Annotated in this window: 20 protein-coding genes and 1 riboswitch; of the genes, 6 read left to right on the plus strand and 14 right to left on the minus strand. The window is 62.2% G+C overall.

The window, feature by feature from the left end:
• Positions 1 to 279: 279 nt before the first annotated feature.
• From BFP96_RS25650 to BFP96_RS25685, 8 genes are all read right to left on the minus strand, one after another.
• Complete coding sequence (locus tag BFP96_RS25650; RefSeq protein WP_065894482.1) at positions 280 to 990, minus strand: PqiC family protein; 711 nt, start codon at positions 988 to 990, stop codon at positions 280 to 282.
• A 173-nt stretch (positions 991 to 1,163) separates the two neighbouring features.
• The gene (gene parC / locus BFP96_RS25655) at positions 1,164 to 3,428 is read right to left on the minus strand and encodes a DNA topoisomerase IV subunit A (protein ID WP_065886541.1); all 2,265 of its coding nucleotides are present in this window, start codon (positions 3,426 to 3,428) and stop codon (positions 1,164 to 1,166) included.
• A 70-nt stretch (positions 3,429 to 3,498) separates the two neighbouring features.
• The gene (locus tag BFP96_RS25660; protein ID WP_065886542.1) at positions 3,499 to 4,494 is read right to left on the minus strand and encodes an esterase-like activity of phytase family protein; all 996 of its coding nucleotides are present in this window, start codon (positions 4,492 to 4,494) and stop codon (positions 3,499 to 3,501) included.
• The gene (gene parE, locus BFP96_RS25665; RefSeq protein WP_065886543.1) at positions 4,494 to 6,398 is read right to left on the minus strand and encodes a DNA topoisomerase IV subunit B; all 1,905 of its coding nucleotides are present in this window, start codon (positions 6,396 to 6,398) and stop codon (positions 4,494 to 4,496) included. The genes BFP96_RS25660 and parE overlap by 1 nt, the downstream gene beginning before the upstream one ends.
• 45 nt (positions 6,399 to 6,443) lie before the next feature.
• Complete coding sequence (locus BFP96_RS25670; protein ID WP_065894478.1) at positions 6,444 to 7,052, minus strand: YqiA/YcfP family alpha/beta fold hydrolase; 609 nt, start codon at positions 7,050 to 7,052, stop codon at positions 6,444 to 6,446.
• A 180-nt stretch (positions 7,053 to 7,232) separates the two neighbouring features.
• Positions 7,233 to 8,045: a 3',5'-cyclic-AMP phosphodiesterase gene (gene cpdA / locus BFP96_RS25675; RefSeq protein WP_065896719.1), complete on the minus strand. Its 813-nt coding sequence runs from the start codon at positions 8,043 to 8,045 to the stop codon at positions 7,233 to 7,235.
• A gap of 98 nt (positions 8,046 to 8,143) precedes the next feature.
• Entirely contained in the window at positions 8,144 to 8,593 is a 450-nt protein-coding gene (locus BFP96_RS25680) for a DUF1249 domain-containing protein (protein ID WP_065886546.1), read from the minus strand.
• On the minus strand, positions 8,584 to 9,201 hold the full coding sequence (locus BFP96_RS25685) for an NUDIX domain-containing protein (protein WP_065886547.1): 618 nt from the start codon (positions 9,199 to 9,201) through the stop codon (positions 8,584 to 8,586). The genes BFP96_RS25680 and BFP96_RS25685 overlap by 10 nt, the downstream gene beginning before the upstream one ends.
• Positions 9,202 to 9,395: 194 nt before the next feature.
• Here BFP96_RS25685 and BFP96_RS25690 point away from each other — a divergent pair, with 194 nt between their 5' ends.
• Entirely contained in the window at positions 9,396 to 10,142 is a 747-nt protein-coding gene (locus BFP96_RS25690) for an RsiV family protein (RefSeq protein ID WP_065894476.1), read from the plus strand.
• Here BFP96_RS25690 and cytX read toward each other — a convergent pair.
• Positions 10,111 to 11,400, minus strand: a complete 1,290-nt coding sequence (cytX, locus tag BFP96_RS25695; protein WP_065937253.1) for a putative hydroxymethylpyrimidine transporter CytX — start codon at positions 11,398 to 11,400, stop codon at positions 10,111 to 10,113. The genes BFP96_RS25690 and cytX overlap by 32 nt on opposite strands.
• Positions 11,401 to 11,535: 135 nt before the next feature.
• On the minus strand, positions 11,536 to 13,440 hold the full coding sequence (thiC, locus tag BFP96_RS25700; RefSeq protein ID WP_065886550.1) for a phosphomethylpyrimidine synthase ThiC: 1,905 nt from the start codon (positions 13,438 to 13,440) through the stop codon (positions 11,536 to 11,538).
• Positions 13,441 to 13,587: 147 nt separating this feature from the next.
• Positions 13,588 to 13,693: riboswitch (TPP riboswitch) on the minus strand.
• 194 nt (positions 13,694 to 13,887) lie between these two features.
• Between thiC and BFP96_RS25705 the strand changes: the two genes are divergently transcribed.
• Complete coding sequence (locus BFP96_RS25705) at positions 13,888 to 15,327, plus strand: TolC family outer membrane protein (protein WP_065886551.1); 1,440 nt, start codon at positions 13,888 to 13,890, stop codon at positions 15,325 to 15,327.
• A gap of 122 nt (positions 15,328 to 15,449) precedes the next feature.
• Here the strand turns inward: BFP96_RS25705 and waaA are convergent, their stop codons facing one another.
• Both waaA and BFP96_RS25715 read right to left on the minus strand, forming a co-directional pair.
• Positions 15,450 to 16,727, minus strand: a complete 1,278-nt coding sequence (gene waaA / locus BFP96_RS25710; protein WP_065937254.1) for a lipid IV(A) 3-deoxy-D-manno-octulosonic acid transferase — start codon at positions 16,725 to 16,727, stop codon at positions 15,450 to 15,452.
• Positions 16,728 to 16,750: 23 nt separating this feature from the next.
• Positions 16,751 to 17,641, minus strand: coding sequence for a LysR family transcriptional regulator (locus BFP96_RS25715; RefSeq protein WP_065937255.1), 891 nt, complete (start codon positions 17,639 to 17,641; stop codon positions 16,751 to 16,753).
• Between the two features lie 102 nt (positions 17,642 to 17,743).
• Here BFP96_RS25715 and BFP96_RS25720 point away from each other — a divergent pair, with 102 nt between their 5' ends.
• The 4 genes from BFP96_RS25720 to BFP96_RS25735 are packed head-to-tail and all read left to right on the plus strand — an operon-like array spanning position 17,744 to position 21,129.
• Complete coding sequence (locus BFP96_RS25720) at positions 17,744 to 18,079, plus strand: DMT family transporter (protein ID WP_057724331.1); 336 nt, start codon at positions 17,744 to 17,746, stop codon at positions 18,077 to 18,079.
• 55 nt (positions 18,080 to 18,134) lie between these two features.
• Positions 18,135 to 19,310, plus strand: a complete 1,176-nt coding sequence (locus tag BFP96_RS25725; protein WP_065894467.1) for an NAD(P)/FAD-dependent oxidoreductase — start codon at positions 18,135 to 18,137, stop codon at positions 19,308 to 19,310.
• Positions 19,307 to 20,119, plus strand: coding sequence for an aldo/keto reductase (locus BFP96_RS25730; RefSeq protein WP_065894465.1), 813 nt, complete (start codon positions 19,307 to 19,309; stop codon positions 20,117 to 20,119). Before BFP96_RS25725 ends, BFP96_RS25730 begins: the two co-directional genes overlap by 4 nt.
• Before the next feature lie 41 nt (positions 20,120 to 20,160).
• Positions 20,161 to 21,129, plus strand: a complete 969-nt coding sequence (locus BFP96_RS25735) for a metal ABC transporter ATPase (RefSeq protein ID WP_065886556.1) — start codon at positions 20,161 to 20,163, stop codon at positions 21,127 to 21,129.
• A gap of 31 nt (positions 21,130 to 21,160) precedes the next feature.
• On the opposite strand, the gene BFP96_RS25740 is transcribed toward BFP96_RS25735, so the two are convergent.
• Positions 21,161 to 22,096, minus strand: a complete 936-nt coding sequence (locus tag BFP96_RS25740; RefSeq protein WP_065894463.1) for an NAD-dependent epimerase/dehydratase family protein — start codon at positions 22,094 to 22,096, stop codon at positions 21,161 to 21,163.
• Complete coding sequence (gene hldE / locus BFP96_RS25745; protein WP_065886558.1) at positions 22,089 to 23,513, minus strand: bifunctional D-glycero-beta-D-manno-heptose-7-phosphate kinase/D-glycero-beta-D-manno-heptose 1-phosphate adenylyltransferase HldE; 1,425 nt, start codon at positions 23,511 to 23,513, stop codon at positions 22,089 to 22,091. The genes BFP96_RS25740 and hldE overlap by 8 nt, the downstream gene beginning before the upstream one ends.
• Positions 23,514 to 24,050: the final 537 nt, after the last annotated feature.

Below are 24,050 nucleotides of genomic sequence, written 5' to 3' on the forward strand. Positions count from 1 at the left end.
CAAGCCTGCGTTCGGCCAGCGTGGTTTAACGGGGCGCCTGAGATCAAAAGCAGATCAAGATCAAGAGCGGCTCGCTTCGCATCGTGGTTACGGTGGGGGCTACAGAGTTGTGTAGATACTTATGCCCCGATAGCGCTAGTCCAGTCAGAGATGCATTAACTGACCCACCTCAATCGGGGGCAAGCCCCCTCCCACAGTTAATTTGTGGCGCAGCTTAAATTGCAGCCCAAACAAAAGGCCCGCTTACTCAGCGGGCCTTTTGTTTGCCTGGCATTCAGATCAAAACCTGAACACTTCCAGATCCGTACGAATCGGTGTTGCCATCGGCATCTTCGGTTTTTCCGGGGTTGCGGGCTTGGCTTGTGCCGGTGCCTGCTTGCGCGGTGCCTCGGCAATCGGCGGCTGGTTGGCCAGCGGCTTGAGCGCCACCGACAGCTGCTGCGCCAGGTGCTGCAACAATACGCCCTGGGCCTGGACCTGGGACGCGGTGGTGCCGGCATGTTCTTCCTGCAGGTGCACGATACGGTTGTCCCGTACTTGCCCGCGACGGTCGATCAAGCGCCACTGTGCATCCAGGATCGCCGGTTGCGACTTGCCGGAGTCAAGCCGTGTGATGGTCAGCAACACTTGCACATCCGGGGAAAACCCCGATGGGCCTGGCGCCAGGACCACGCGCTGACTGTCCAACTGACCGGCCACCTGACGCAACATCAACTGGTTGATATCGGAAGAAAGGCTACCCGCCCAACGACCATCCGTGGAACCTTGCAGGCTTCCGTCGTTCTGACGTTGGAGCAGGGTCTCGCGTTGCAGGTAATCAGCAACGATGACCGGACCCAGCAGGACCGCCATGCCGGCGGTTTGTGCTGGCTGAGCCGGACTTCCGCTGTCCAGCTGGTACAGCGACACCGGCTGGTGCGTGCTGCAACCCGCCAGCCCTAATAGGCCAGCGAGCATCAAAAATAGAGGAAGGCGTGGAGCAGTCATCATCCCATCCAGGTGGCTGCCACAAGGCGAACCACAATGTAATACTAAAAATAACCTAAACACGCTCGGCCACGCCGGCGCTGGAAAGGCCATATCATCCGTGAATATGCGCCATGACTCCAGCGCCAAAGCGTCGATCTACGCGTTAAATCGTAGATCGAGGCCTCTAGTACGCCTTAAGCAGGCGTTTCTACCAACAAAGCATCCACTCGCTGGAAGCCTCGAGGCAGTTTGTTGCCGCGTCGACCGCGCTCGCCCTTGTAGTGCTCAAGGTCGTCAGGGCGCAGCGACAGCGTGCGCTTGCCGGCCTGAAGCACCAGCGTAGCGCCTTCGGGGATGACGGCAATGTCGGTCACGTACTCTTCGCGACTGGCCACACGCTCTCCCGGGATACCAATGATCTTGTTGCCCTTGCCCTTGCCCAGCTGCGGCAGGTCGCTGATCTTGAACACCAGCAGACGCCCTTCGGTGGTCACCGAGGCCAGCCAGTTGTGCTCACGATCCTCCACCGGTCGCGGCAGGATCACCTTGGCATTGTTCGGCAAGCTCAGCAGCGCCTTGCCCGCCTTGTTCTTGGCCTGCAGGTCTTCACCCTTGACCACGAATCCGTAACCGGCGTCGGAGGCGATGACATACAACGAATCATCGTCCGGCAGCAGCACGCACTCGAAATTCGCCCCCGGTGGCGGTGTAAGGCGCCCGGTCAGCGGCTCGCCCTGCCCCCGTGCGGAAGGCAGCGTGTGGGCCGGCACCGAATAACTGCGCCCGGTCGAGTCGATAAACACCGCAAACTGGTTGGAACGTCCGGCGGCGGCGGTTTTGAAGCCATCACCGGCCTTGTACGAAAGCCCGGTGGCGTCAATATCATGCCCTTTGGCGGAGCGAACCCAACCCTTTTCCGACAGAACGACGGTAATTTTCTCGTTAGGCAGCAGCTCGGTTTCTGTCAGAGCTTTCGCTTCCGCACGCTCGACAATCGGCGACCGGCGGTCATCGCCGTAGGTTTCGGCGTCCTTGATCAGCTCGCTGCGCACCAGCTTCTTGAGCTTGGCTTCACTGCCCAGCAGCGCCTGCAGCTTGGCTTGTTCCTTGAGCAGTGCGTCCTGCTCGTCGCGCAGCTTCATTTCTTCCAGTCGCGCCAACTGGCGCAAGCGGGTGTCGAGGATGTAGTCAGCCTGGATCTCGCTCAATTCGAAACGCGCGATCAGCTCGGCTTTCGGGTGCTCGGCGGTACGGATGATATGGATCACTTCATCCAGGTTGAGGTAGGCGATCAACAAGCCGTCCAACAGGTGCAGGCGGCGCTCGACCTTATCCAGGCGAAATTGCAGGCGCCGGCGCACGGTCTGTACGCGAAACTCCAGCCATTCCACCAGCAGGTTGCGCAGGTTCTTGAGCTGCGGCTTGCCGTCCAGGCCGATGATGTTGACGTTGACCCGATAGCTGGACTCCAGGTCGGTGCTGGCAAACAGATGCTGCATCAGCACTGCATGATCCACCCGGCTGTTGGTCGGGATGATCACGATGCGGCAAGGGTTCTCGTGGTCGGACTCATCGCGCAAGTCGGCGACCTGCGGCAGTTTCGACGGCTTGGCCTGCATCAGCGCGGCGATCTGCTCCAGCACCTTGGCGCCGGACACCTGATGCGGCAACGCGGTCACGATAATGTCGCCGTCTTCGACGTGATACACCGCGCGCATGCGCACCGAGCCCTTGCCGGTTTCGTACATTTTCAGCAGGTCGGCGCGCGGCGTGATGATTTCCGCTTCGGTCGGGTAGTCCGGGCCCTGGATATGCTCGCAGAGCTGCTCGACCGTGGCTTTTGGCTCATCCAACAGGCGAACGCAGGCGGCGGCGACTTCGCGCAGGTTGTGCGGCGGCACATCGGTGGCCATGCCGACAGCGATGCCGGTGGTGCCATTGAGCAGAATATTCGGCAAACGTGCCGGCAACACCAGGGGTTCGTCGAGGGTGCCGTCAAAGTTGGGCCCCCAGTTCGCGGTGCCCTGGCCCAGCTCGCTGAGCAATACTTCCGAATAACGCGACAGACGCGCCTCGGTGTAACGCATGGCGGCGAAGGACTTGGGATCATCCGGCGCGCCCCAGTTACCCTGGCCGTCGACCAGGGTGTAGCGGTAGCTGAACGGCTGGGCCATCAGCACCATGGCTTCGTAGCAGGCCGAATCGCCGTGGGGGTGGAACTTGCCGAGCACGTCACCGACGGTACGCGCCGACTTCTTGTGCTTGGAATCGGCGTCCAGGCCCAACTCACTCATGGCGTAGATAATGCGCCGTTGTACCGGCTTCAGGCCGTCGCCGATATGCGGCAGGGCACGGTCCATGATCACGTACATGGAGTAGTTGAGGTAGGCATTTTCGGTGAAGTCAGCCAGCGATCGGCGTTCTACGCCATCTAAGCTGTCTGCGAGGATGTCACTCATGCGGGCCTCATCGTTGGGTAAGGCGCAGCGGAACTGCCGCTGCGCTGATTCAATTCAAAAAAGTCGCGGCTCATGGCTGGGCACTCCAGCCACCGGCCGGGGCGGCAAACCGATAGACCACCGGACGCTTTTCACCGTCGGCACGCGCGCCAAAATTATTGTCGATACCAATCCAGGCGCCGTCGGCGTCCACCACCAGGGCTTCGGCCAGGCCATAAGGTTGGGGGTAACGCCGTTCGGGCGTCAGGGTTTCGTCGGCAAACGACCAGCACAGCTCAACCTTGGCCGTCACCGTATCGCGTCGGCAAATCTGGAATGCATTGCGCTCCAGGGTGAACAGCTTGTCGTTGAACAGCGCTAGGTCGGCAAAATCCTTGGACACGGCCTTGGCGTTGGTGAACTGCGCCGGCTGTACTTCCAGCCCGGCCTCGCTCAACAATACGCAAGCCCCCTCGCAATCCCACACGCTCTGCCCGCGCTTGATCGAGATCAGGCCACGGCGCTCACGCTCGGCGGCGAGCCAGATCTGATTGCCTTGCGGGTTCACCGTCAGGCCTTCGAACAACGCATTGAAGTGCAGCAACATGCCGCTGGCCCGCGCCTCGCGCACCATGCCCGGGGCGATTTTCAACCACTCGGGCGCACCGGCTGCCGGTACCTGCAACACCGCCGCATGGGCTTCGCTGACGATGTAGCGGTTGCCTGCGGCATCACAGCTGATGCCTTCGAAATCCAGGTCTCCACCGCGAATGAACGAAGCCGCCTTGGTGCGCGAGCGCAACCCCCACGGCAGGCCGGATTCGGGCACCGGGGGTACGTCGATCGTCAATGCCTCGGCGTTCCAGGTCGGCTCGCGGGTGTCCAGACGATAAATCCGGTCATCATCGCGGTCCGATACCGTCCACAGGTCCTTGCCGCACAGCGCCAGGCCCGACAGGTTGCCGCCGCGCATGCCGTCTACCGGATGTTCGGACACCAACTTGAGCTCAGCCACGGGCGCGGCCACCCCATCGGTGGCTGCCAACCCGCACACCATCAGGATCGCCAGGGCGACGCCTGTGCGCATCAGCCCAATACCTCGGCCAGGTTGCCTTTGGATTCGAGCCAGGCCTTGCGATCCGGCGCACGCTTTTTCGCCAGCAGCATGTCCATCATTTCCGAAGTGCCGGCGAAGTCTTCCAGGGTCAACTGCACCAGGCGCCGGGTGTTCGGGTCCATGGTGGTTTCGCGCAGTTGCGGCGGGTTCATTTCACCCAGGCCCTTGAATCGCGTGACCTGTGGCTTGCCGCGCTTCTTCTCTGCCACCAGGCGATCGAGGATGCCATCGCGCTCGGCTTCGTCCAGGGCGTAGAAAATCTCCTTGCCCAGGTCGATGCGGTACAGCGGCGGCATGGCGACGTAGACGTGACCGGCATCCACCAACGGGCGGAAGTGCTGCACGAACAACGCGCACAGCAAGGTAGCAATGTGCAGGCCGTCGGAGTCGGCATCGGCGAGGATGCAGATCTTGCCGTAGCGCAGCTGGCTCATGTCCGCTGCGCCAGGGTCGACCCCAATGGCCACGGCGATGTTGTGTACTTCCTGGCTGGCCAGTACTTCGCTGCCATCGACTTCCCAGGTGTTGAGGATCTTGCCGCGCAACGGCAGGATCGCCTGGAATTCCTTGTCCCGTGCTTGCTTGGCGGAACCGCCGGCGGAATCACCTTCCACCAGGAACAGCTCGGAGCGCATCGGGTCCTGCCCGGCGCAATCGGCCAGCTTGCCGGGCAATGCCGGCCCCTGGGTGATGCGCTTGCGCTCGACTTTCTTACTGGCCTTGAGGCGACGACCGGCGTTGTTGATCGCCAGCTCCGCCAGGGCCAGGCCCAGTTCCGGGTGCTCGTTGAGCCACAGGCTGAAGGCATCCTTGACCACACCGGAGACAAACGCCGCCGCCTCGCGGGAGGACAGGCGCTCCTTGGTCTGGCCGGAGAACTGCGGCTCCTGCATTTTCATCGACAGCACGAACGCAATGCGTTCCCACACGTCTTCCGGCGCCAGCTTCACGCCGCGCGGCAGCAGGCTGCGGTATTCGCAGAATTCGCGCATGGCGTCCAGCAAGCCCTGGCGCAAGCCGTTGACGTGGGTGCCGCCCTGGGCGGTGGGAATCAGGTTGACGTAGCTTTCCTGCACGCTGTCGCCGCCTTCGGGCAACCACAACAGCGCCCAGTCGACGGCTTCCTTGTTACCGGCCAGACTGCCGCAGAACGGCGCGTTGGGCAGGCGTTCGAAGTCGCTGACCGAATCTTCCAGGTAGGAGCGCAGGCCGTCTTCGTAGTGCCACTCGACCTTTTCGCCGGTGCCTTTGTCTTCAAAGCTCACCAACAGGCCCGGGCACAGCACGGCCTTGGCCTTGAGCACATGCTTGAGACGGCTGATGGAGAATTTCGGCGAATCGAAGTATTTCGGGTCCGGCGCGAAGTACACGCTGGTCCCGGTGTTGCGCTTGCCGACAGTGCCGACCACTTCCAGCTCGGTGGCTTTGTAGCCATCGGCGAAGGTCATCTGGTATTCGTTGCCGTCACGCTTGACCTTGACCCTGACCTGCGTGGACAAGGCGTTGACCACGGAAATCCCCACGCCGTGCAAGCCGCCGGAGAACTGGTAGTTCTTGTTGGAGAACTTGCCGCCGGCATGCAGTTTGGTGAGGATCAGTTCGACGCCCGATACACCCTCTTCCGGGTGAATGTCCACCGGCATGCCGCGACCGTCGTCGGACACTTCCAGGGAGTGGTCGGCGTGGAGAATGACCTGCACCGACTTGGCGTGCCCGGCCAAGGCTTCGTCGACACTGTTGTCGATGACTTCCTGGGCAAGGTGGTTCGGCCGACTGGTGTCGGTGTACATGCCGGGGCGTTTGCGCACCGGGTCGAGGCCCGAGAGGACTTCGATGGCGTCGGCGTTATAAGAGCTAGCGCTGGGAGTGGCCATGGGGTCTCGTCGTGAGTCGTTCGATTAAAAAATGACCTGCGATTTTTACAGTGACGAAAAATCGAAGGATTGATACTGATCAGCGCCAATGCCGGCAAAGCTCAACAATGCCGGCAATTGCTGGGCAAACCCTTGGTAACCGTGGTCGCCACCGGCCTGGATGCGCAAGGCACAGGCCCGGTAATACTGCTGGGCCAGGCGATAATCCAGGGTTTCGTCCCCGGTCTGCAACCACACCTGATAACGCGCGGCGTCCTGAGGAGCCGGTACTTCCAGCTCGGCCAACGCCGTGACGTGGTCGAGGGTCAACTCCCAGCTTTCGTCGGTGTAGAGGTTCTTCTGGGTTCCCAGGTAGCCGTCAAACATCCGATGGGGGCTGACCGCCGGGTTGACCAGCAGCGCCTTGAGGCCATGGCGTTCGGCAAGATGGGTTGCATAGTAGCCGCCCAATGAACTGCCGACCAGCAGCGGCCTGCCCAGTTCTGCGATGGCCTCCTCCAATTGAGGAATCGCCTGACGCGGATGGTGATGCAGCGCCGGAACACGCAGCTGCTCGGACAGGCCAAGCTTGCCCATTACGGTGATCAACTGGCTGGCCTTGTTGGAGGCCGGCGCACTGTTGAAACCGTGAATATAGAGGATCGAAGCGGACATGCCGGGCTCTCCGTGACTCAGCCAAAGAGGCGCAGTTTACAGGGATAAGGGGCCTGTGTGAGAACCCATGTGGGAGGGGGCTTGCCCCTGATGGCTGAGTGTCAGTCAGCACATGTGGCAGCTGAGACACCGCCATCGGGGGCAAGCCCCCTCCCACCTTTTGATCAGCGTTTACAGCTATTAATAGCCGTTGCTGCCGTAGTCGACGGTGAAAGCGAAATCCCTGACCCGCTCCACCCCGGTCTCCAACCGCCCGTCGGCATGCAAACGCAGCCAGCGATAGCCTGGGGCCTGGTCGCTGACCTGGAAGTCCTCACTCCCGGGCGCGAACTGGATGCAGGTGGACGGCGAAGCCAGCAGGCGCACGCCGTTGCGCTCGCTGTCGATTTCCTGGTGCACATGCCCCCACAAAACCGCTTTCACTTGGGGGAAGCGGTCAAGCACGGCAAACAGCGCATCCGGATTGCGCAGGCCGATAGGCTCCATCCAGGCGCAGCCGATCGACACCGGGTGATGATGCAGGCACACCAGGTGATGCCGGTTCGGCGCTTCACTCAAGGCCTGGACGAGCAGTTGCAGCTGCTGGTCCTGCAGGTAGCCGGGCACGGAACCGGGGACGGCGGAGTCCAGCAAGGTCACGCGCCAGTTGCCGACGTCAACCACCGGCTCCAGCAGGTCGCTGTGCACGGCAGCGTGGGCCATGATCTGCGGCTCATCGTGGTTGCCGGGCAGCCAGCGCGCGGGAGCGCCCATCGGCGCGGTCATGTCGCGAAATTGCTGGTATGACGCCAGTGTGCCGTCCTGGGACAGATCCCCCGTGGCCAGCACCAGATCGACAGGCGGCTGCTGCTCGCGCACAAGATCAATCACCCGCTGCAGGCTGTCGCGGGTATTCATGCCCAGCAGCGTGACGTCTGCATCGGCAAACAAATGGCTGTCGGACAGTTGCACCAACAGCACAGCGTCAGGGTTCATGGCGGATACGCTCGGCAAGGCGCTCTCCCTAGCGGTCACAGGAATAGACAGGTGGGGCAATTATGCTGGGGCAGGACGCAAAGAGGAAACCCAGGGAAAACAAACGCAGTTCACATCTACCGCACGACTTCGAACTCATGGCCCAGGGCCAGGCAGTGACTCAGCCATTCGCCGAGGAACACATTGAGCTGGGCTTTCTCATCGGGCTGGTGCATGAACACATTCGGGTAAGGATAGATGCTGCGAAAGCGTCGCGCATGTTCGGCGCTGATCACTTCGGCCATGCGTGCATCGTGGTACACCTGCACTTCCAGCTGCGGCACCGGCAGCCAGGGCAGGCTGTGCTCCTGGCGCACGCGCAGGGTGGTGGTGTACGGGCAATTGACGATGACTTCCAGGGTCAGCACGCCCAGCATCTGGTCGCCGTGGGTCACGGCAATGCGCCGCGCCTGGGGCGTGTGGCGCATGTCGGGGAGCAGGCGCATCAGCCGCGCATAGTTGGCCTCGCATGCGGCTTGCAGCCCGATAAGGTCAACCCGGTAACGTTCCCGTGCCTTTACTGCCATAGCCCCCTCACTTCCGCGCGATTAAGCGCAAGCCACTGCAGGGCGATGATGCTGGCTGCATTGGAAATCCTGCCGTCGCGCACAGCCTGGAAGGCATCTTCGAATGCCCAGGTGGTCACGCGGATATCTTCGGCCTCTTCTTCCAATCCATGGATACCACCGGCCTGTGAGCTGTCGCAACGGCCCAGGTACAGGTGGACGAACTCGGTACTGCCGCCAGGCGACGGGAAATACTTGGTGATCGGCCACAGCGCGGAGAACGTCAGCCCAGCTTCCTCTTCGGCTTCGCGGTGTGCAACCTCCTCGGGTTGCTCGTCCTTGTCGATCAGGCCGGCGACCATTTCCACCAGCCACGGGTTGTCGGCACGCCCCATGGCGCCGACGCGGAACTGCTCGATCAGCACCACTTCATCGCGCTGCGGATCGTAGGGCAGTACGCACACCGCATCATGGCGCACAAACACTTCACGATTGATCACGCGGCTCATGCCGCCGTCGAACTTCTCGTGGCGCAGTTGCACCCGATCGAGCTGATAGAAGCCCTTGTAGGCAGAGTCGCGCTGAACAATCTCGATATTCTTCGGCGTCGACTTCGTAAAGTCCGTCATATTCTTCCTCGTCATAAGCCGTGCAGTGGGCGCCATCCTAACGCGCCCAAGCGGCTCGGCGCAGCCCCTTTCCGGTTGCCGGGATAGACGGCGGGCGTCAAACTCACACTAATCAGTCTAGTGGCGAACTGGCGGCCCTGTTGGCAGTCCAAGCGCTACTCTTTTCGCTTTCCATCGATTTACGAAGGACACACATGTCGCTTTTAAAAATCGCCTCCATGGCTTGTATTGCCTTGACCCTGGGTGCCTGCCAGAGCCTGTTCCAGCCCGGCCAGCTCAAACCGCTGGACGTCACCACCGACAAGTCGGAGCAGATCAAGCCCGGCTGCGGCAGCCCTGATTGTCCGCTGGTGAACATCGACACCGTGCATTTCCCCGCCGACCCGCAACTGGACAAACTGGTCGAGCAGCGCCTGCTGCAGATGACCCGCACCACGCCCGGCGCCGGCGTCCCTGCGACCCTGAATGCCTACCGGGACACATTCCTGCGCGAATCCCCCGACCGCCACAGCATGTACTTGCAGGCCAAGGTACGTGAGCAGCATGACGGACTGGTGATCGTTGAAGTGTCCAGCTACCTGGACACCGGCGTGGCCCACGGTGAACCTGGCCGCGGATTCATCAACTATTCACGGGTGCTGCACAAGGAATTGGGCCTGGCCGACATGCTGTTGCCCGGCCAGGAGCAGGCCTTCTGGAATACCGCAAAAGTTGCCCACAACAGCTGGTTGATCAACACCAAGATGGACCGCGACCCGGAGTTCGTGAAGAACTGGCCGTTCCAGAAAACCCCGAACGTGGCCTTGACCAGCGGCGGCGTGGTGCTCAAGTACAACGTCACCACCATCGCCCCCTACGCCCAGGGGCTGATCGAAATCACCATCCCCTATGCACGCCTGACCGGTGTGATCAAGCCTGAGCTGATGCCCGCGCGCCACTGACCGCCCGCCCCAGGATGAACTGCAGCAACCCTGCCAGCAGCAATGCCGGCAGGGTTGCGCCAATATCCGGGTACAGGTGCGCCAGCAGGTGGTAGGTGCCGATGCCGCCCAGCCACGCCAGCAGCGCCGGCCAATGCAGTTGGGTCACCGCGCCCTGGCGCCGACGGCGCAGGATGAAGTGATCCACCAGTACCACGCCGAACAGTGGCGCAAACACTGAGCCGATCAGCAACAGGAAGTTCTGGTATTGCGCCAGGGGCGCCAGGCAGGCAATCACGGTGCAAATCACACCGATGGCCAACGCCAGGTGCTCGACTTTCAAACGCAGCAGCATCCCGCTCGACACCGCCGCCGAGTGAATATCGGCAAAGGCATTTTCCGACTCGTCCAGCAGGATCAGCAACAGCGGAATACCCAGGCCGGCGCCGGCCAGGGCCAGCAGCAGCGCATTGACTTCAGCGCTGGGCGCAAAGGCCAGGGTGTAGGCCACCCCCAGGCTCATCAGCCAGAAGTTACCGATAAAGAACCCCAGCGCGGTGCCGCCGAACACGCTTTTCGCGCGCTTGCCAAAGCGTGAGTAGTCGGCGATCAGCGGCAGCCACGACAGCGGCATGGCGATGGCAATGTCAAAGCCCACCGCAAACGGCATCGAGCCGTCACCGGCCTGGGCCCACAGCGCGACGAGGTCGGCCTTGGCAAACAGGTTCCAGGTCAGCCACAGACAGGCCGCGAGCAGCAGCCAGATGCCCCATTTGCGCAGGATTTGCCGCACGAAGGTCAGCGGGCCACTCACCGCCAGCACGGTGGCAAGGCCACCAAACAACACGGTCCACAACAAAGGGCTCGCCAACAGGCTGCCCTCGCTGAACGCACGCGTACCCAACAAGCTGGCGGCATCGCGCATGACGATGATTTCGAACGAACCCCAGCCAATCAATTGCAGCAGGTTCAACAGCGCCGGCAGGCTCGCACCGCGGCTACCGAGGCTGAGCTTGAGCGCGGCCATGGCGGACAGCCCGGTGTCGCTGCCGATCACGCCGACGGCGGCCAGCAACAGCACGCCGACCAGGGTGCCGAGCAAGATGGCCAGCAATGAACCCGACAGCCCCAGGCCCGGCGCCAGCAAGGCGCCGGTTTGCAGGACCATCAGGCCGATGCCGAGGGAGAACCACAGGGAGAACAGGTCGCGGGCGCCGAAGACGCGCTTGTCCTGGGGGACTGCAATGTCCGGCGAATAGGTGCTCGGTTGAATGCTCAAGGGTGGAATCTCTGAGGGGCTGATCGTTCCCACGCTCTGCGTGGGAATGCCGCGTTGGACGCTCTGCGTCCGCCTTTGTGACGCAGAGCGTAAGGGGATGCATTCCCACGCGGAGCGTGGGAACGATCATGGGTTTCAGACCTTTTTGTAGAGCTGACTGCCTTCCTGCCTGAACCGCTCCGCCTGCTCGGCCAAGCCTTTGGCCACGTCCACATCCACCGCTTCAATGCGCTGGTTGGCCGCATACTCACGCACTTCGTGGGTGACTTTCATCGAGCAGAATTTCGGCCCGCACATCGAACAGAAATGCGCGACCTTGGCGGACTCTTTCGGCAGGGTCTCGTCGTGAAACGCCCGCGCGGTGTCCGGGTCCAGGCCCAGGTTGAACTGGTCTTCCCAACGGAATTCGAAGCGCGCCTTGCTCAGCGCGTTGTCGCGAATCTGCGCGCCCGGATGGCCTTTGGCGAGGTCGGCGGCGTGGGCGGCGATCTTGTAAGTGATGATCCCGGTCTTTACGTCATCCTTGTTCGGCAACCCCAGGTGTTCCTTGGGCGTGACGTAGCAGAGCATGGCGCAACCGAACCAGCCGATCATCGCCGCGCCGATGCCGGAGGTGATGTGGTCATAGCCCGGCGCGATGTCGGTAGTCAGCGGGCCGAGGGTGTAGAACGGCGCCTCGTCGCAGCATTCGAGCTGCTTGTCCATGTTCTCCTTGATCAACTGCATCGGCACGTGGCCGGGGCCTTCGATCATGGTTTGCACGTCGTGCTTCCAGGCGATCTTGGTCAGCTCGCCAAGGGTTTCCAGCTCACCGAATTGCGCGGCGTCGTTGGCGTCGGCCACCGAGCCCGGACGCAAGCCGTCGCCCAGCGAAAAGCTGACGTCATAGGCTTTCATGATTTCGCAGATTTCTTCGAAATGCGTGTAGGCGAAGTTTTCCTTGTGGTGCGCCAGGCACCATTTGGCCATGATCGCGCCGCCACGGCTGACGATGCCGGTGACGCGGTTGGCGGTCAGCGGCACATAGCGCAGCAATACACCGGCATGGATCGTGAAGTAGTCGACGCCCTGTTCGGCTTGCTCGATCAGGGTGTCGCGAAACAGTTCCCAGGTCAGGTCTTCCGCCACACCGTCGACTTTCTCCAGTGCCTGGTAGATGGGTACGGTGCCGATCGGCACCGGCGAGTTGCGGATGATCCACTCGCGGGTTTCGTGGATGTGCTTGCCGGTGGACAGGTCCATGATGTTATCGGAGCCCCAGCGAATGCCCCAGGTCATCTTCGCCACTTCTTCTTCGATGGACGAGCCCAGCGCACTGTTACCGATATTGCCGTTGATCTTCACCAGGAAGTTACGGCCGATAATCATCGGTTCCAGTTCAGTGTGATTGATGTTGGCCGGGATGATGGCGCGGCCACGGGCGATTTCTTCACGAACAAATTCGGGCGTGATGATCTTTGGAATGCTGGCACCAAAGCTGTGTCCCGCATGCTGCTGCTTGAGCAGGCCGGCGGCGCGGGCTTCTTCAAGCTTCATGTTTTCGCGGATGGCCACATATTCCATTTCGGGCGTGATGATGCCTTTGCGCGCATAGTGCATCTGGCTGACGTTGGCGCCGGCCTTGGCCCGTCGTGGATTTTGCAGGTGGGCAAAGCGCAGGTAGGCCAGGTCCGGGTTATCCAGGCGTTCCTGGCCGTAGCGTGAGCTCAGGCAAGCCAGTCGCTCGGTATCGCCGCGCTCTTCGATCCAGGGCGAGCGCACGTCGGCCAGGCCTTTGCGCACGTCGATGATCACGTTGGGATCGGTATACGGACCCGATGTGTCGTAGACCACCACCGGTGCATTGATTTCACCGCCGAACTCGGTGGGCGTCACATCCAGGCTGATTTCGCGCATGGGCACGCGAATATCGGGACGCGAGCCCTGTACATAGATCTTCTGTGAGCGGGTAAACGGCTGCACGGAACCGGAGTCGACCTTGGCCGATTCACTCAAGTGCACGGTGTTTTTTGATTTTTGGCTTTTTAATTCGGTGCTCATCAGGGCTCTCCAACTTATCCGGGCGGTGGATTGTTGTCGGAGCGAACCTGTGACGGACGGACGCACTGAAACCAGTGCTGTGCTTGCGCACGAGGGCTGTTCGATTGTCGAACAACTTCCCGGACGAAGCACAAGAGGACTCGCCGGGTGACGAGAAATCTTGTTCCCTACGCAGGCGCTAACCTGATCAGGTTCAACGGGATCCGGTATTTACCGATCTCAGCCTTCCAACAAGGCACCCCGACAAGAACCTGGCCAGTCTAGACCATGGCGTGGGCAAATTGCCAATGACACTGTCGTCAGGATGATAAATGGCGTAATTACAGGATTGTTGTGCCGAGGCCCGCCCACTACACTCCTGAGCTGCCTTAGGCTTGACGCTCCCTCTTTGCCACCGTAGCCTTGGGCAATAAATTATCATCGTAATATTTACTCAGGGATCGCCTCATGCTGCGCAAACTTTCACTGGCAATTGCCGTGTCTTGTGCGACCAATGGAATGGTCTGGGCAGCTGAAGCGCCCTTGTCCGCCAACACCGACCTGGTCAGCGTCTATCAGGAAGCGGCGAGCAACAACGCCGACCTGGCCGCTGCCCGCGCTCAATATGGCGCGCAGAAAGAAGTGGTGCCCCAGGCGCGCGCAGGCTTGCTGCCGAACCTGTCGGCCGGCGCCGACAGTAACAACGTGCGCACCCAGATCGACCAGCCCGCCGCCACTGCCAGCCGCGACGCGCACTCCTGGCGCGCCACCCTGAGCCAGCCGCTGTTTCGCGCCGATCGCTGGTTCCAGCTGCAAGCCGCCGAAGCCGTCAGCGAGCAAGCCTCGCTGCAACTGTCGGCCAGTGAACAGAACCTGATTTTGCAAAGTGCCGAGAGCTACTTTGCAGTCCTGCGCGCGCAAGACAACCTGGCCTCCACCAAGGCCGAAGAAAATGCCTTCAAACGCCAGCTCGACCAGTCCAATGAGCGCTTCGATGTGGGCCTGTCGGACAAGACCGATGTGCTGCAATCCCAGGCCAGCTACGACACCGCTCGCGCCAACCGCATCGTGGCCCAGCGCCAGGTGGACGACGCCTTCGAGGCGCTGATCACCCTGACCAACCGCCAGTACAACTCGATCCAGGGCATCGTCCATACGCTGCCGGTGCTGCCGCCGGCGCCGAACGACGCCAAGGCCTGGGTCGAAACCGCCGGGCGCCAGAACCTCAACCTGCTGGCCAGCAATTACGCAGTGACTGCCGCCGAGGAAACCCTCAGGCAGCGCAAGGCCGGCCACTTGCCGACGCTCGATGCGGTTGCGCAATACGAAAAAGGTGACAACGATGCCCTGGGGTTCAGCAACCCGAACCAGTTGCCCATCCCGTATGGTGGCGATGTGTCGCAACGCACCATCGGCTTGCGGTTGAACATCCCGATCTACAGCGGCGGCCTCACCAGCTCGCAAGTGCGTGAATCCTATTCACGTCTCGATCAGTCCGAGCAGCAACGCGAAGGCCTGCGCCGCCAGGTGGTGGAAAACACCCGTAACCTGCACCGCGCCGTCAACACCGATGTGGAACAGGTGCAAGCACGCCGCCAGTCGATCATCTCCAACCAAAGCGCGGTGGAAGCCACGGAAATCGGCTATCAGGTGGGCACGCGCAATATCGTCGACGTGCTGGACGCACAGCGCCAGCTCTACTCGTCGGTGCGCAACTACAACAACAGCCGCTACGACTACATCCTCGACAACCTGCGCTTGAAGCAGGCAGCGGGCACGCTGAACCCGGGGGATCTGCAGGACCTGACGCGCTACTTGAAAGCCGACTACAACCCGGATAAAGACTTCCTGCCACCGGACCTGGCCAAGGCCGCCGCCGAGCAGCTCAAGGCCCGCCCGGGTTCCTGAAAACACCATAAACCAATGTGGGAGGGGGCTTGCCCCCGATGGCAGTGGGTCAGCCAACCTGTTGGGTGACTGACACACCGCTATCGGGGGCAAGCCCCCTCCCACATTTGAATTGTGTTGAATCAGTGAGTCATCAACCTGTCCAGTCCGTCCAGCAAACGCTCAAGCGCTCCCTGATTGGCCTGCATCACTTTCAATCCCGCCTCTGCCATCCTGCGCGCATCCCGCGGCAGCTCGAACAATTGGCGCACCGCTTCGGCCAAACCTTCTGCGCCATCCACTTCGCGCAACGCCCCGGCCTCGCGCATCATCGCGCTGATTTCCAGGAAGTTGAACAGGTGCGGCCCCATGATCACCGGCTTGCCCAGCGCCGCCGGTTCCAGCGGATTGTGCCCGCCGGTCGGTACCAGGCTGCCGCCGACAAAGGCGCTGTCGGCCAACGCGTAGAGAAACAGCAACTCGCCCATGGTGTCGCCCAGCAGCACTGAGGTATCGGCATTGACCGCTTCGCCACTGGAGCGCCGCACGGTGGCAAAGCCTTGCTGCACGCACCGTTCGAACGTCGGCCCGAAGCGTTCCTGATGACGGGGCACCAGAATCAGCAGCGCATTGGGATAGCTGGCCAGCAACTGACGATGGGCGTCGAGCACGACTTCGTCTTCGCCCTCGTGGGTGCTGGCGGCGATCCACACCGGGCGTTCGCCGGCGCCCCATTGTTCGCGCAAGGCGGCGGCGCGTTCCGGCAGTTGGGGGTCGATGGTCAGGTCAAACTTGATCGAGCCGGTGACTTCAACGGTTTCAGGTCGCGCGCCCAGGCTGCGGAAACGCTCGGCCTCGGTTTCGGTCTGCACGGCGAACCAGCTCATTTCGGCCAGCATCGGCGCGGTCAGTCTGGCGAAACGCGCATAGCCCTTGGCCGAGCGTGCCGACAATCGCGCGTTGGCCAGGGCCACCGGAATACCGCGTTGGGCGCAGGCGTGAATATGGTTAGGCCACAATTCGGTTTCCATGATCACTGCGAGCCTTGGCTGTACTCGGTCAAGAAAACGCCGGGCAGCGCAGGGCAAATCGTACGGCAGATAACAATGCTGGACGCGCGGTTCATCGGCAAACAGCGCCTGGATTCGCTCGGAACCGGTGGGCGTCATGCAGGTGACGGTCATCGGCAACTGCGGGTAACGCGCCAGGAGGGCCCGGATCATCGGCGCGGCGGCAATGCTTTCGCCCACCGACACCGCATGCACCCAGATCCCACCCGGCTGCATCACAGGCAAGCCATAGGAAAATCGCTCGCCCACGCGCTTGGCATAGGCCGGCGCCTTGCGCGCGCGCAGCCACAGACGTAAAGCCACCAACGGCAGCGCCAGGTAAAACAGACAGGTGTAGAGAGTTCTATTCATGGCGGCGGAGTTTATCGGCTTTTTCAGTCGATCGCCTGCAAGCACTCGGCAAAACGTTCAGCCACAAAGCGTGCCGCAGGCCCGAGGTGCTCATCGCGACGCCACACCAACTCCACCACCAGCGCCGGCGGGGTCCATTCGCTGCGCAGTTCAACCATCTGCTGTTGATAGGTGGGATATTGCACGATGTGCCGTGGCAACCAGGCCCAACCCAGGCCGCTCATCACCCATTCGGCCAACACATAGAAGCTGTCGGCCCGCCATACCTGCGGGCTGGCGGCTTCACTGCCGGGGTAGACGCTGGTCTGGGTCGACATCAGCAACTGGCGATACTGCGCCAACCGTTGGCAGTCCACGTACTGCTCCCTGGCCATGGGGTGATTGACACCGCACACCGTGACCATCTCCACACTGCCCACCACCCGCCGCTCAAGGGCTTCGGGAATCTGGTCGTGATAGAACAACAGACCCAGGTCGGCCTGGCGTTCCACCAGCTTGCGCGCCACATCGCCTTGCGCTGCGCTGGACAACTGCACTTCCAGCAATGGATAGCGCACCGCCAGCGCCGCAAGGCTGTCGAGCACCGGTTGGAACAACATCGCCTCGTCCTGAGCCAGGCGCAGACATGCTTCCTCGCCACGGGTCAGCGACAGCGCCCGCCCCGTCAGGCGCTCGCACTGGCGCAGCACTTCACGCGCTTCCTCCAGCAACACACTGCCGGCTTCGGTCAGGCGCGGCTGACGGCCACTGCTACGCGCGAACAGGCTGACGCCCAGGTCCGCCTCCAACATCGCGATCGCGGTGCTGACGGCCGACTGCGCCTTGCGCTGCCCACGCGCCACGGCGGAAAACGAGCGCTGTTCGGCGACGCTGACAAACAGGCGCATCTGTTCCAGATCCCACTGCACGCTCATGGCTTAACCTATCTTCAATTCGGATAGGTAATGACTTTACCCCATCTGTTGAACCTCTAGAATGCCGACCTATCAAACCCGCTCCACCTTGAGGATTGCACCATGAACGCCGCCTACTGTTACCTGGCCATCGCCATCTGCTCGGAGGTGATCGCGACCGTTTCCATGAAAGCCATCAAGGGGTGGAGCACACCGATTCCGCTGTTGCTGGTGATCGTCGGTTACGGCATCGCGTTCTGGATGCTGACGCTGGTTGTGCGCACCGTGCCGGTCGGCGTGGCGTATGCCGTCTGGGCCGGCATGGGCATCGTGATGGTCAGCATTGCCGCGCTGTTCATCTACGGGCAGAAGCTGGATATCCCGGCCATGCTGGGGATGGGACTGATTGTGCTGGGCGTGGTGGTGATTCAGCTGTTCTCGAAAACCGCGGGTCACTGACCGCCCCTCAACAGCCTGTATACTGCGCCCCTTGTCTTGAACATTGAGGTCGCCGATGCCATCCGTTATTTCCACCGACGTTCTGATTGTCGGCGCCGGGGTTGCCGGCCTCTGGCTCAATGCGCGCCTGCGCCGCCAGGGGTTTTCCACGGTACTGGTGGAAAGCGCGACCCTGGGTGGCGGGCAAAGCGTTAAGTCCCAGGGAATCATTCACGGCGGTGCGAAATACGCCCTGCACGGCGCCCTCACCGGCGCCTCCGAAGCGATTGCCGACATGCCGCGTCGCTGGCGTGAAGCCCTGGCCGGCAATGGCGAGTTGGACCTGTCCGGCGTGCGCCTGCTCTCTGAAGCCCACTACCTGTGGTCCCCCGGCACCCTCGCCGGCAATCTCACCAGTTTTTTTGCCAGCAAGGCCGTGCGCGGCCGTGTCGATCAGGTCAAGGGCGACGAACTGCCGGTCGCGCTGCAGGATCGTCGCTTCAAGGGCAAGGTCTACCGCCTGGCAGAATTGGTGGTGGATGTGCCCAGCCTGATTGAACGCCTGGCGCACCTGGCCGGTGACGGTCTGCTCGCGGGCCAGCACATCGAACCGCTGCGCGAAGGCGACACGCTGGTGGGCTTGACGGTCGATGGCCGCGAAATCCGCGCTCAGCGCATCGTATTGAGTGCCGGCGCGGGCACCGCCGATCTGCTGGCGGCCCTGGGCTTGAGCCAGCCGGCGATGCAAACCCGCCCGTTGCACATGATCCTCGCCAAAGGCCCGGGCCTGAAGCCGTTGTATGCCCATTGCCTGGGCGGCGGTACCAAGCCGCGCCTGACCGTGACCACGCACCCGGCCGCAGACGGCAACTGGGTGTGGTACATCGGCGGCGATATCGCCGAGGCCGATGGCGTGGCCCGCACGCCGCAAGAGCAAATTGCCACCGCGCAGAAAGAACTCGCTCAGCTGTTGCCATGGATCGACATGAGCCAGACCCAGTGGGCCACCTTGCGCGTCGAACGCGCCGAGCCACTGCAATCAGGCCTGAGCCGTCCCGACAATGCCTTCCTGGCCGAACAGGGCCGCCTGTTGGTGGGCTGGCCGACCAAGCTGGCCCTGGCGCCGGACTTTGCCGACCGGGTCATCGACAGCCTGGAACGCGCCGGCATCCGCCCAGGCGCCAGCGACCCCCTGCCCGACCTGCCCAAACCCGCGATCGGCCAACCCGCCTGGGAGCACCTGTTGCCATGAGCCTGCCAACCCTGCACGAACTGTATCGCCCCCTCGGCAGCACCGGCCTGCTGGTGTCGCCCCTGGGCCTGGGCACCGTCAAGCTGGGTCGCGACCAAGGGGTCAAATACCCCAACGGCTTTCAGATTCCAAATGACGACGAGGCGCGAATGTTGCTGCGCCAGGCGCGCCAGTTGGGCATCAACCTGATCGATACCGCACCCGCCTACGGCCGCAGCGAAGAGCGCCTGGGGCCACTGCTGCGTGACCAGCGCAAGGATTGGGTGATCGTCAGCAAGGTCGGCGAAGAATTCGAGGACGGCATGTCCCGCCACGATTTCAGCGCCGCCCATACGCGGATGTCGATCGAGCGCAGTCTGAAACGACTTGAAACGGATTTTATCGATCTGGTGCTGGTGCACTCCGATGGCAACGACCTGCACATCCTCAACGACTGCGAGGTTTACCAGACCCTGGCGGAGTTGAAAAAAGAGGGCAAGATCCGCGGTTTCGGCTTCTCCGGCAAGACCGTTGAAGGCGGCGTGAAGGCGCTGGAGCAGGGTGATTGCGCCATGGTGACTTACAATCTGAACGAACAGGCCGAAAAAGCCGTCATTGATTACGCGGCGGCCCATGGCAAGGGCATCCTGGTGAAAAAAGCCCTGGCCAGCGGCCACGTATGCCTGGCGCCTGGAATGGATCCAATTCAGGCGAGTTTCACGTTGTTGTTTGCGCAAACGGGCGTCGCCAGTGCTATTGTCGGGACCATCAATCCGCTGCACCTGGCCCATAACGTGGCAACCGCTGCCCGAGTCATCCGTCAACTCTGATGCCGCCCACGCGGCCGACCCCGTCGCACAAAGGAGCCGACATGCCGCGTACGCTCATAAGAAAGAACCCCAGCAACTTCAAGACACTGCCGCTGCACGTGGAAGCCACCCCCGAAGGCCTGAGCTACCAGAGCGTCGGCATGCCGCTCAACTTCGCCCAGACCCTGCAACGGCGCAAGCCGGTCGAGGTGCCGGACGCCGAACGCTTCGCCCTGGAACTGGCGAACCTCGGCGTCTCGGTGCGCCTGACCCTGCACTGGCAAAACAAGGATTACTGGGTGCTGGTACGCCAGCGTCGCCAGGATCGCGGCGACGTGGTGCTCAAGCTGATCTCCGGCTACGTCCCCGCCCATGAACTGAACCTGCCGCTGCACACGGCTATTCAGGAAATTGCAGAGGAATGCCTGCTGGAAACCCCTGAAGGCTGGCTCGGCGGGCGCTTCAACGATACCTGGCTGCCGGCGCCCTACTCCGCCGCGCTGCATTACCGTGAAGCCCTGCCGTTTCGCCTGAGCCCGCTGTCCGGCGCCGCGCGTCCGGTGCGCTGCGCCACCACCCAGTTGATCGAGCGTCCACGGGCCTATGTGCACCTGCCGACGGCGTCACTGCAGCTGATTTACGACCTGCGCCTGGAAGTGCCGAAGGAAGCCAAGTCCCTGAGCCTGTTCCATGTGGATGAGCGCCTGGAAGGTGACCAACTGGTCGCACGCCTGGATCGCAAGCGTCCGGACCTGTACCTGATGCCGCTCAAGGACGGCGAGCCCCTTGCCGAGTTGTACACCGTCAAGAAGGACCAACTGTATCCAGCGAGCACACGGGGTTTGTACCTGGCCGAAAGCTTCGCCCGGCAGGACGGCTGGCTGGTGCGTGATGAGCGGATTCGCTGGAAGGACTGGCTCAGGCAGCAAGGCCTGGCACAGCCGGAAAAAGAGTCAAAGCTCAAGCGCTTGACCGGCAAGGCGCAGCAGATGCTGCGCAAGATCGTGCCGAAGAAAAAAGCCAGGGGCTGACGCATACCCGATATCGCTATCGGCGTGCGGCTCAGCCTTTGAGCAAGCGCTCCAAGCCGACCTTCAACGGGGTAGGTTCAGGCAGGGTGAAGCTTGCCAGCAGGCGCCGATTGTCGGCCCGCGAATGGCGAATATCCCCCAGGCGCGCCGGTCCATAAGTAATGACCGGCAATGCGCCCACCACTTGCTCCAGTGCCTGCAGCACCTGCTTAAGCGTAGTGGCGTGGTTCCAACCGACGTTGATTGCCCCTGCGGGAATAGTCGGCAACTCGATGGCCTGCACCAGCACATCCACCAGGTCTTCCACATACATGAAGTCACGGGTTTGTTCGCCATCGCCAAACACGGCAATGGGCAGGCCCTGCTGCACACGCTCGCTGAAAATGCTGATCACACCGGAATACGGCGATGACGGGTCCTGGCGCGGACCGAAGATATTGAAGAAGCGGAAAATGACCGGCTCCAGGCCATGCTCACGACGGTAGAAGTCGAAGTAGTGCTCGCTGGCCAATTTGTCCGAGGCATAGGGTGTCAGCGGCGCCTTGGTCGTCTCTTCGTCGATGGAGGCACCCTCGCCGTTGTTGCCGTAGACCGCTGCGCTGGAAGCGTACACCACACGCTTCACGCCGGCCTTGCGCATGGCTTCGCAGATATTCAAGGTACCGATGAAATTGCTCTGGTGCGTGCTGACCGGATCGTCCACGGATGCCTGGACCGACGCCACGGCCGCCAGGTGGACCACCGCCGACGCGCCAACGACCACTTGAGCCAAAAGCTCGGCGTCGGCCACATCACCTTCCACCAGTTGCACGCGCGGGTCATCCAGGGGCAGGTTGCTGCGCTTGCCGGTAGACAGGTTATCCAGCACCCGCACCGAATAGCCCTTGGCGAGCAACGCGTCAACCAAATGCGAACCGATAAAGCCTGCGCCTCCGGTGATCAACACCCATTTATCAGCGTTATTCATTGTTACGTATTTTCTCGACGATGGCCGTGGTCGAACTGTTTTCTACCAACCCCAGCACTTTGACGGTGCCGCCGTAGGCGCTGACGATGTCCGCACCGACCACCTGGTCGACGGAATAGTCACCGCCCTTGACCAGCACATCAGGCTTGACCTGGGCCAACAGGTTTTCCGGGGTGCCTTCAGAAAAGCTGATCACCCAGTCCACCGCACCCAACCCGGCCAGGACCGCCATGCGCCGGTCGACGCTGTTGATCGGTCGGCCCGGGCCTTTCAAGCGGCTGACGGAAGCATCATCGTTGACCGCGACGATCAGGCGATCGCCCTGGGCGCTCGCCTGCTCAAGGTAGGTCACGTGACCGGCGTGCAGGATGTCGAAACAGCCGTTGGTGAACACGATGCTTTCGTTGTGGGCGCGTGCGTCGTCAATCGCCAGCAGCAATTGCTCGAGCCCCAGCACACCGCGCTCCGAACCTTCGGAACGCTGGATGGCGCGACGCAACTCGGGGGCGCTGATGGCGGCAGTACCCAGTTTGCCGACCACAATGCCCGCCGCCAGATTGGCCAGGGCCACGGCATGGGGCAGTTCCTCGCCGGCGGCGATGGACGCGGCCAGGGTGGAAATCACCGTGTCACCGGCGCCGGTGACGTCGAACACTTCCCGCGCACGCGCCGGCAGGTGCATCGCCGGATGGCCGGGACGCAGCAGCGTCATGCCATGTTCGCCACGGGTCACCAACAGGGCACCGAGTTCAAGGTCGGCCATCAGCGCCGCGCCCTTGCTGACCAGTTCATGCTCATCGGCGCAACCACCGACGACCGCTTCGAACTCGCTGAGGTTGGGCGTGATCAGGCTGGCGCCCCGATAAATCGAGAAGTCCTTGCCCTTGGGATCGGCCAGCACCGGAATGTTGCGGGCCTTGGCGGCCTGGATCAGCACCTGGTGATTCTTCAGGGCGCCTTTGCCGTAGTCGGACAACACCAGCACCTTGATGCCTTCGAGCAACGCGTTGACCTGGTCACCGAGGGCCAGGGCGTCGGTGGCGAAGGGTTCTTCGAAATCGATACGCAGCAATTGCTGGTGACGGCTCATGACCCGCAGCTTGACGATGGTCGGCTGATGAGCGATGCGCTGGAACAACGCGCGCACGCCGGCACCGCGCAGGCTGTTGGCCAGGCTGTCGGCGGCTTCGTCGTCACCGGTCACACCCACCAGGGAGGCCGGGGCGCCGAGCGCGGCAATATTGAGGGCAACGTTGGCAGCGCCACCTGGACGGTCTTCGATTTGCTCGACCTTGACCACCGGTACCGGCGCCTCAGGGGAAATCCGTGAGGTACCACCATGCCAGTAACGGTCGAGCATGACATCGCCGACCACCAAGACAGGGGCTTGATTGAATCGCGGCATGGACAACTTCATGGAGCAACCCACATACAAAATGAACAGGGGCGCGATATTAGCACAGGGTTTGCGATGGCTTGCGCCCACCGCAGGGCAAATGTGGGAGGGGGCAAGTCCCCGATGGCATAGGTATCTACACAACTCTATGACGCCCAACGCTAACCACGATGCGCAGCGAGTCGCTCTTGATCTTAGGCGCCCCTTGAAACCACGCGGCCGAGCGCAAGCTTGAATCCGAGGATAACCCGCAGAACGCCGGGTTAGCCGCACCGGGCCAGGGATGACCCATTGCGGCGGCCCAGAGGCCGCCATCGGGGGCAAGCCCCCTCCCACATTTGGACCGGGGTCGACACAAAATACCGGTCGGCTCTAAGGCCGCCGCGCTTTTGATCTTGATCTTAGGCACCCCGTTAAACCACGCTGGCCGAACGCAGGCTTGAATTCGTGGGTAACCCGGCAGGACGCCGGGTTAGCCGCACCGGGCCAGGGATGACCCATTGCGGCGGCCCAGAGGCCGCCATCGGGGGCAAGCCCCCTCCCACATTTGGACCGGGG

The sequence above is a fragment of the Pseudomonas sp. 34 E 7 genome, assembly GCF_900005715.1.
Lineage (GTDB): Bacteria > Pseudomonadota > Gammaproteobacteria > Pseudomonadales > Pseudomonadaceae > Aquipseudomonas > Aquipseudomonas orientalis_A.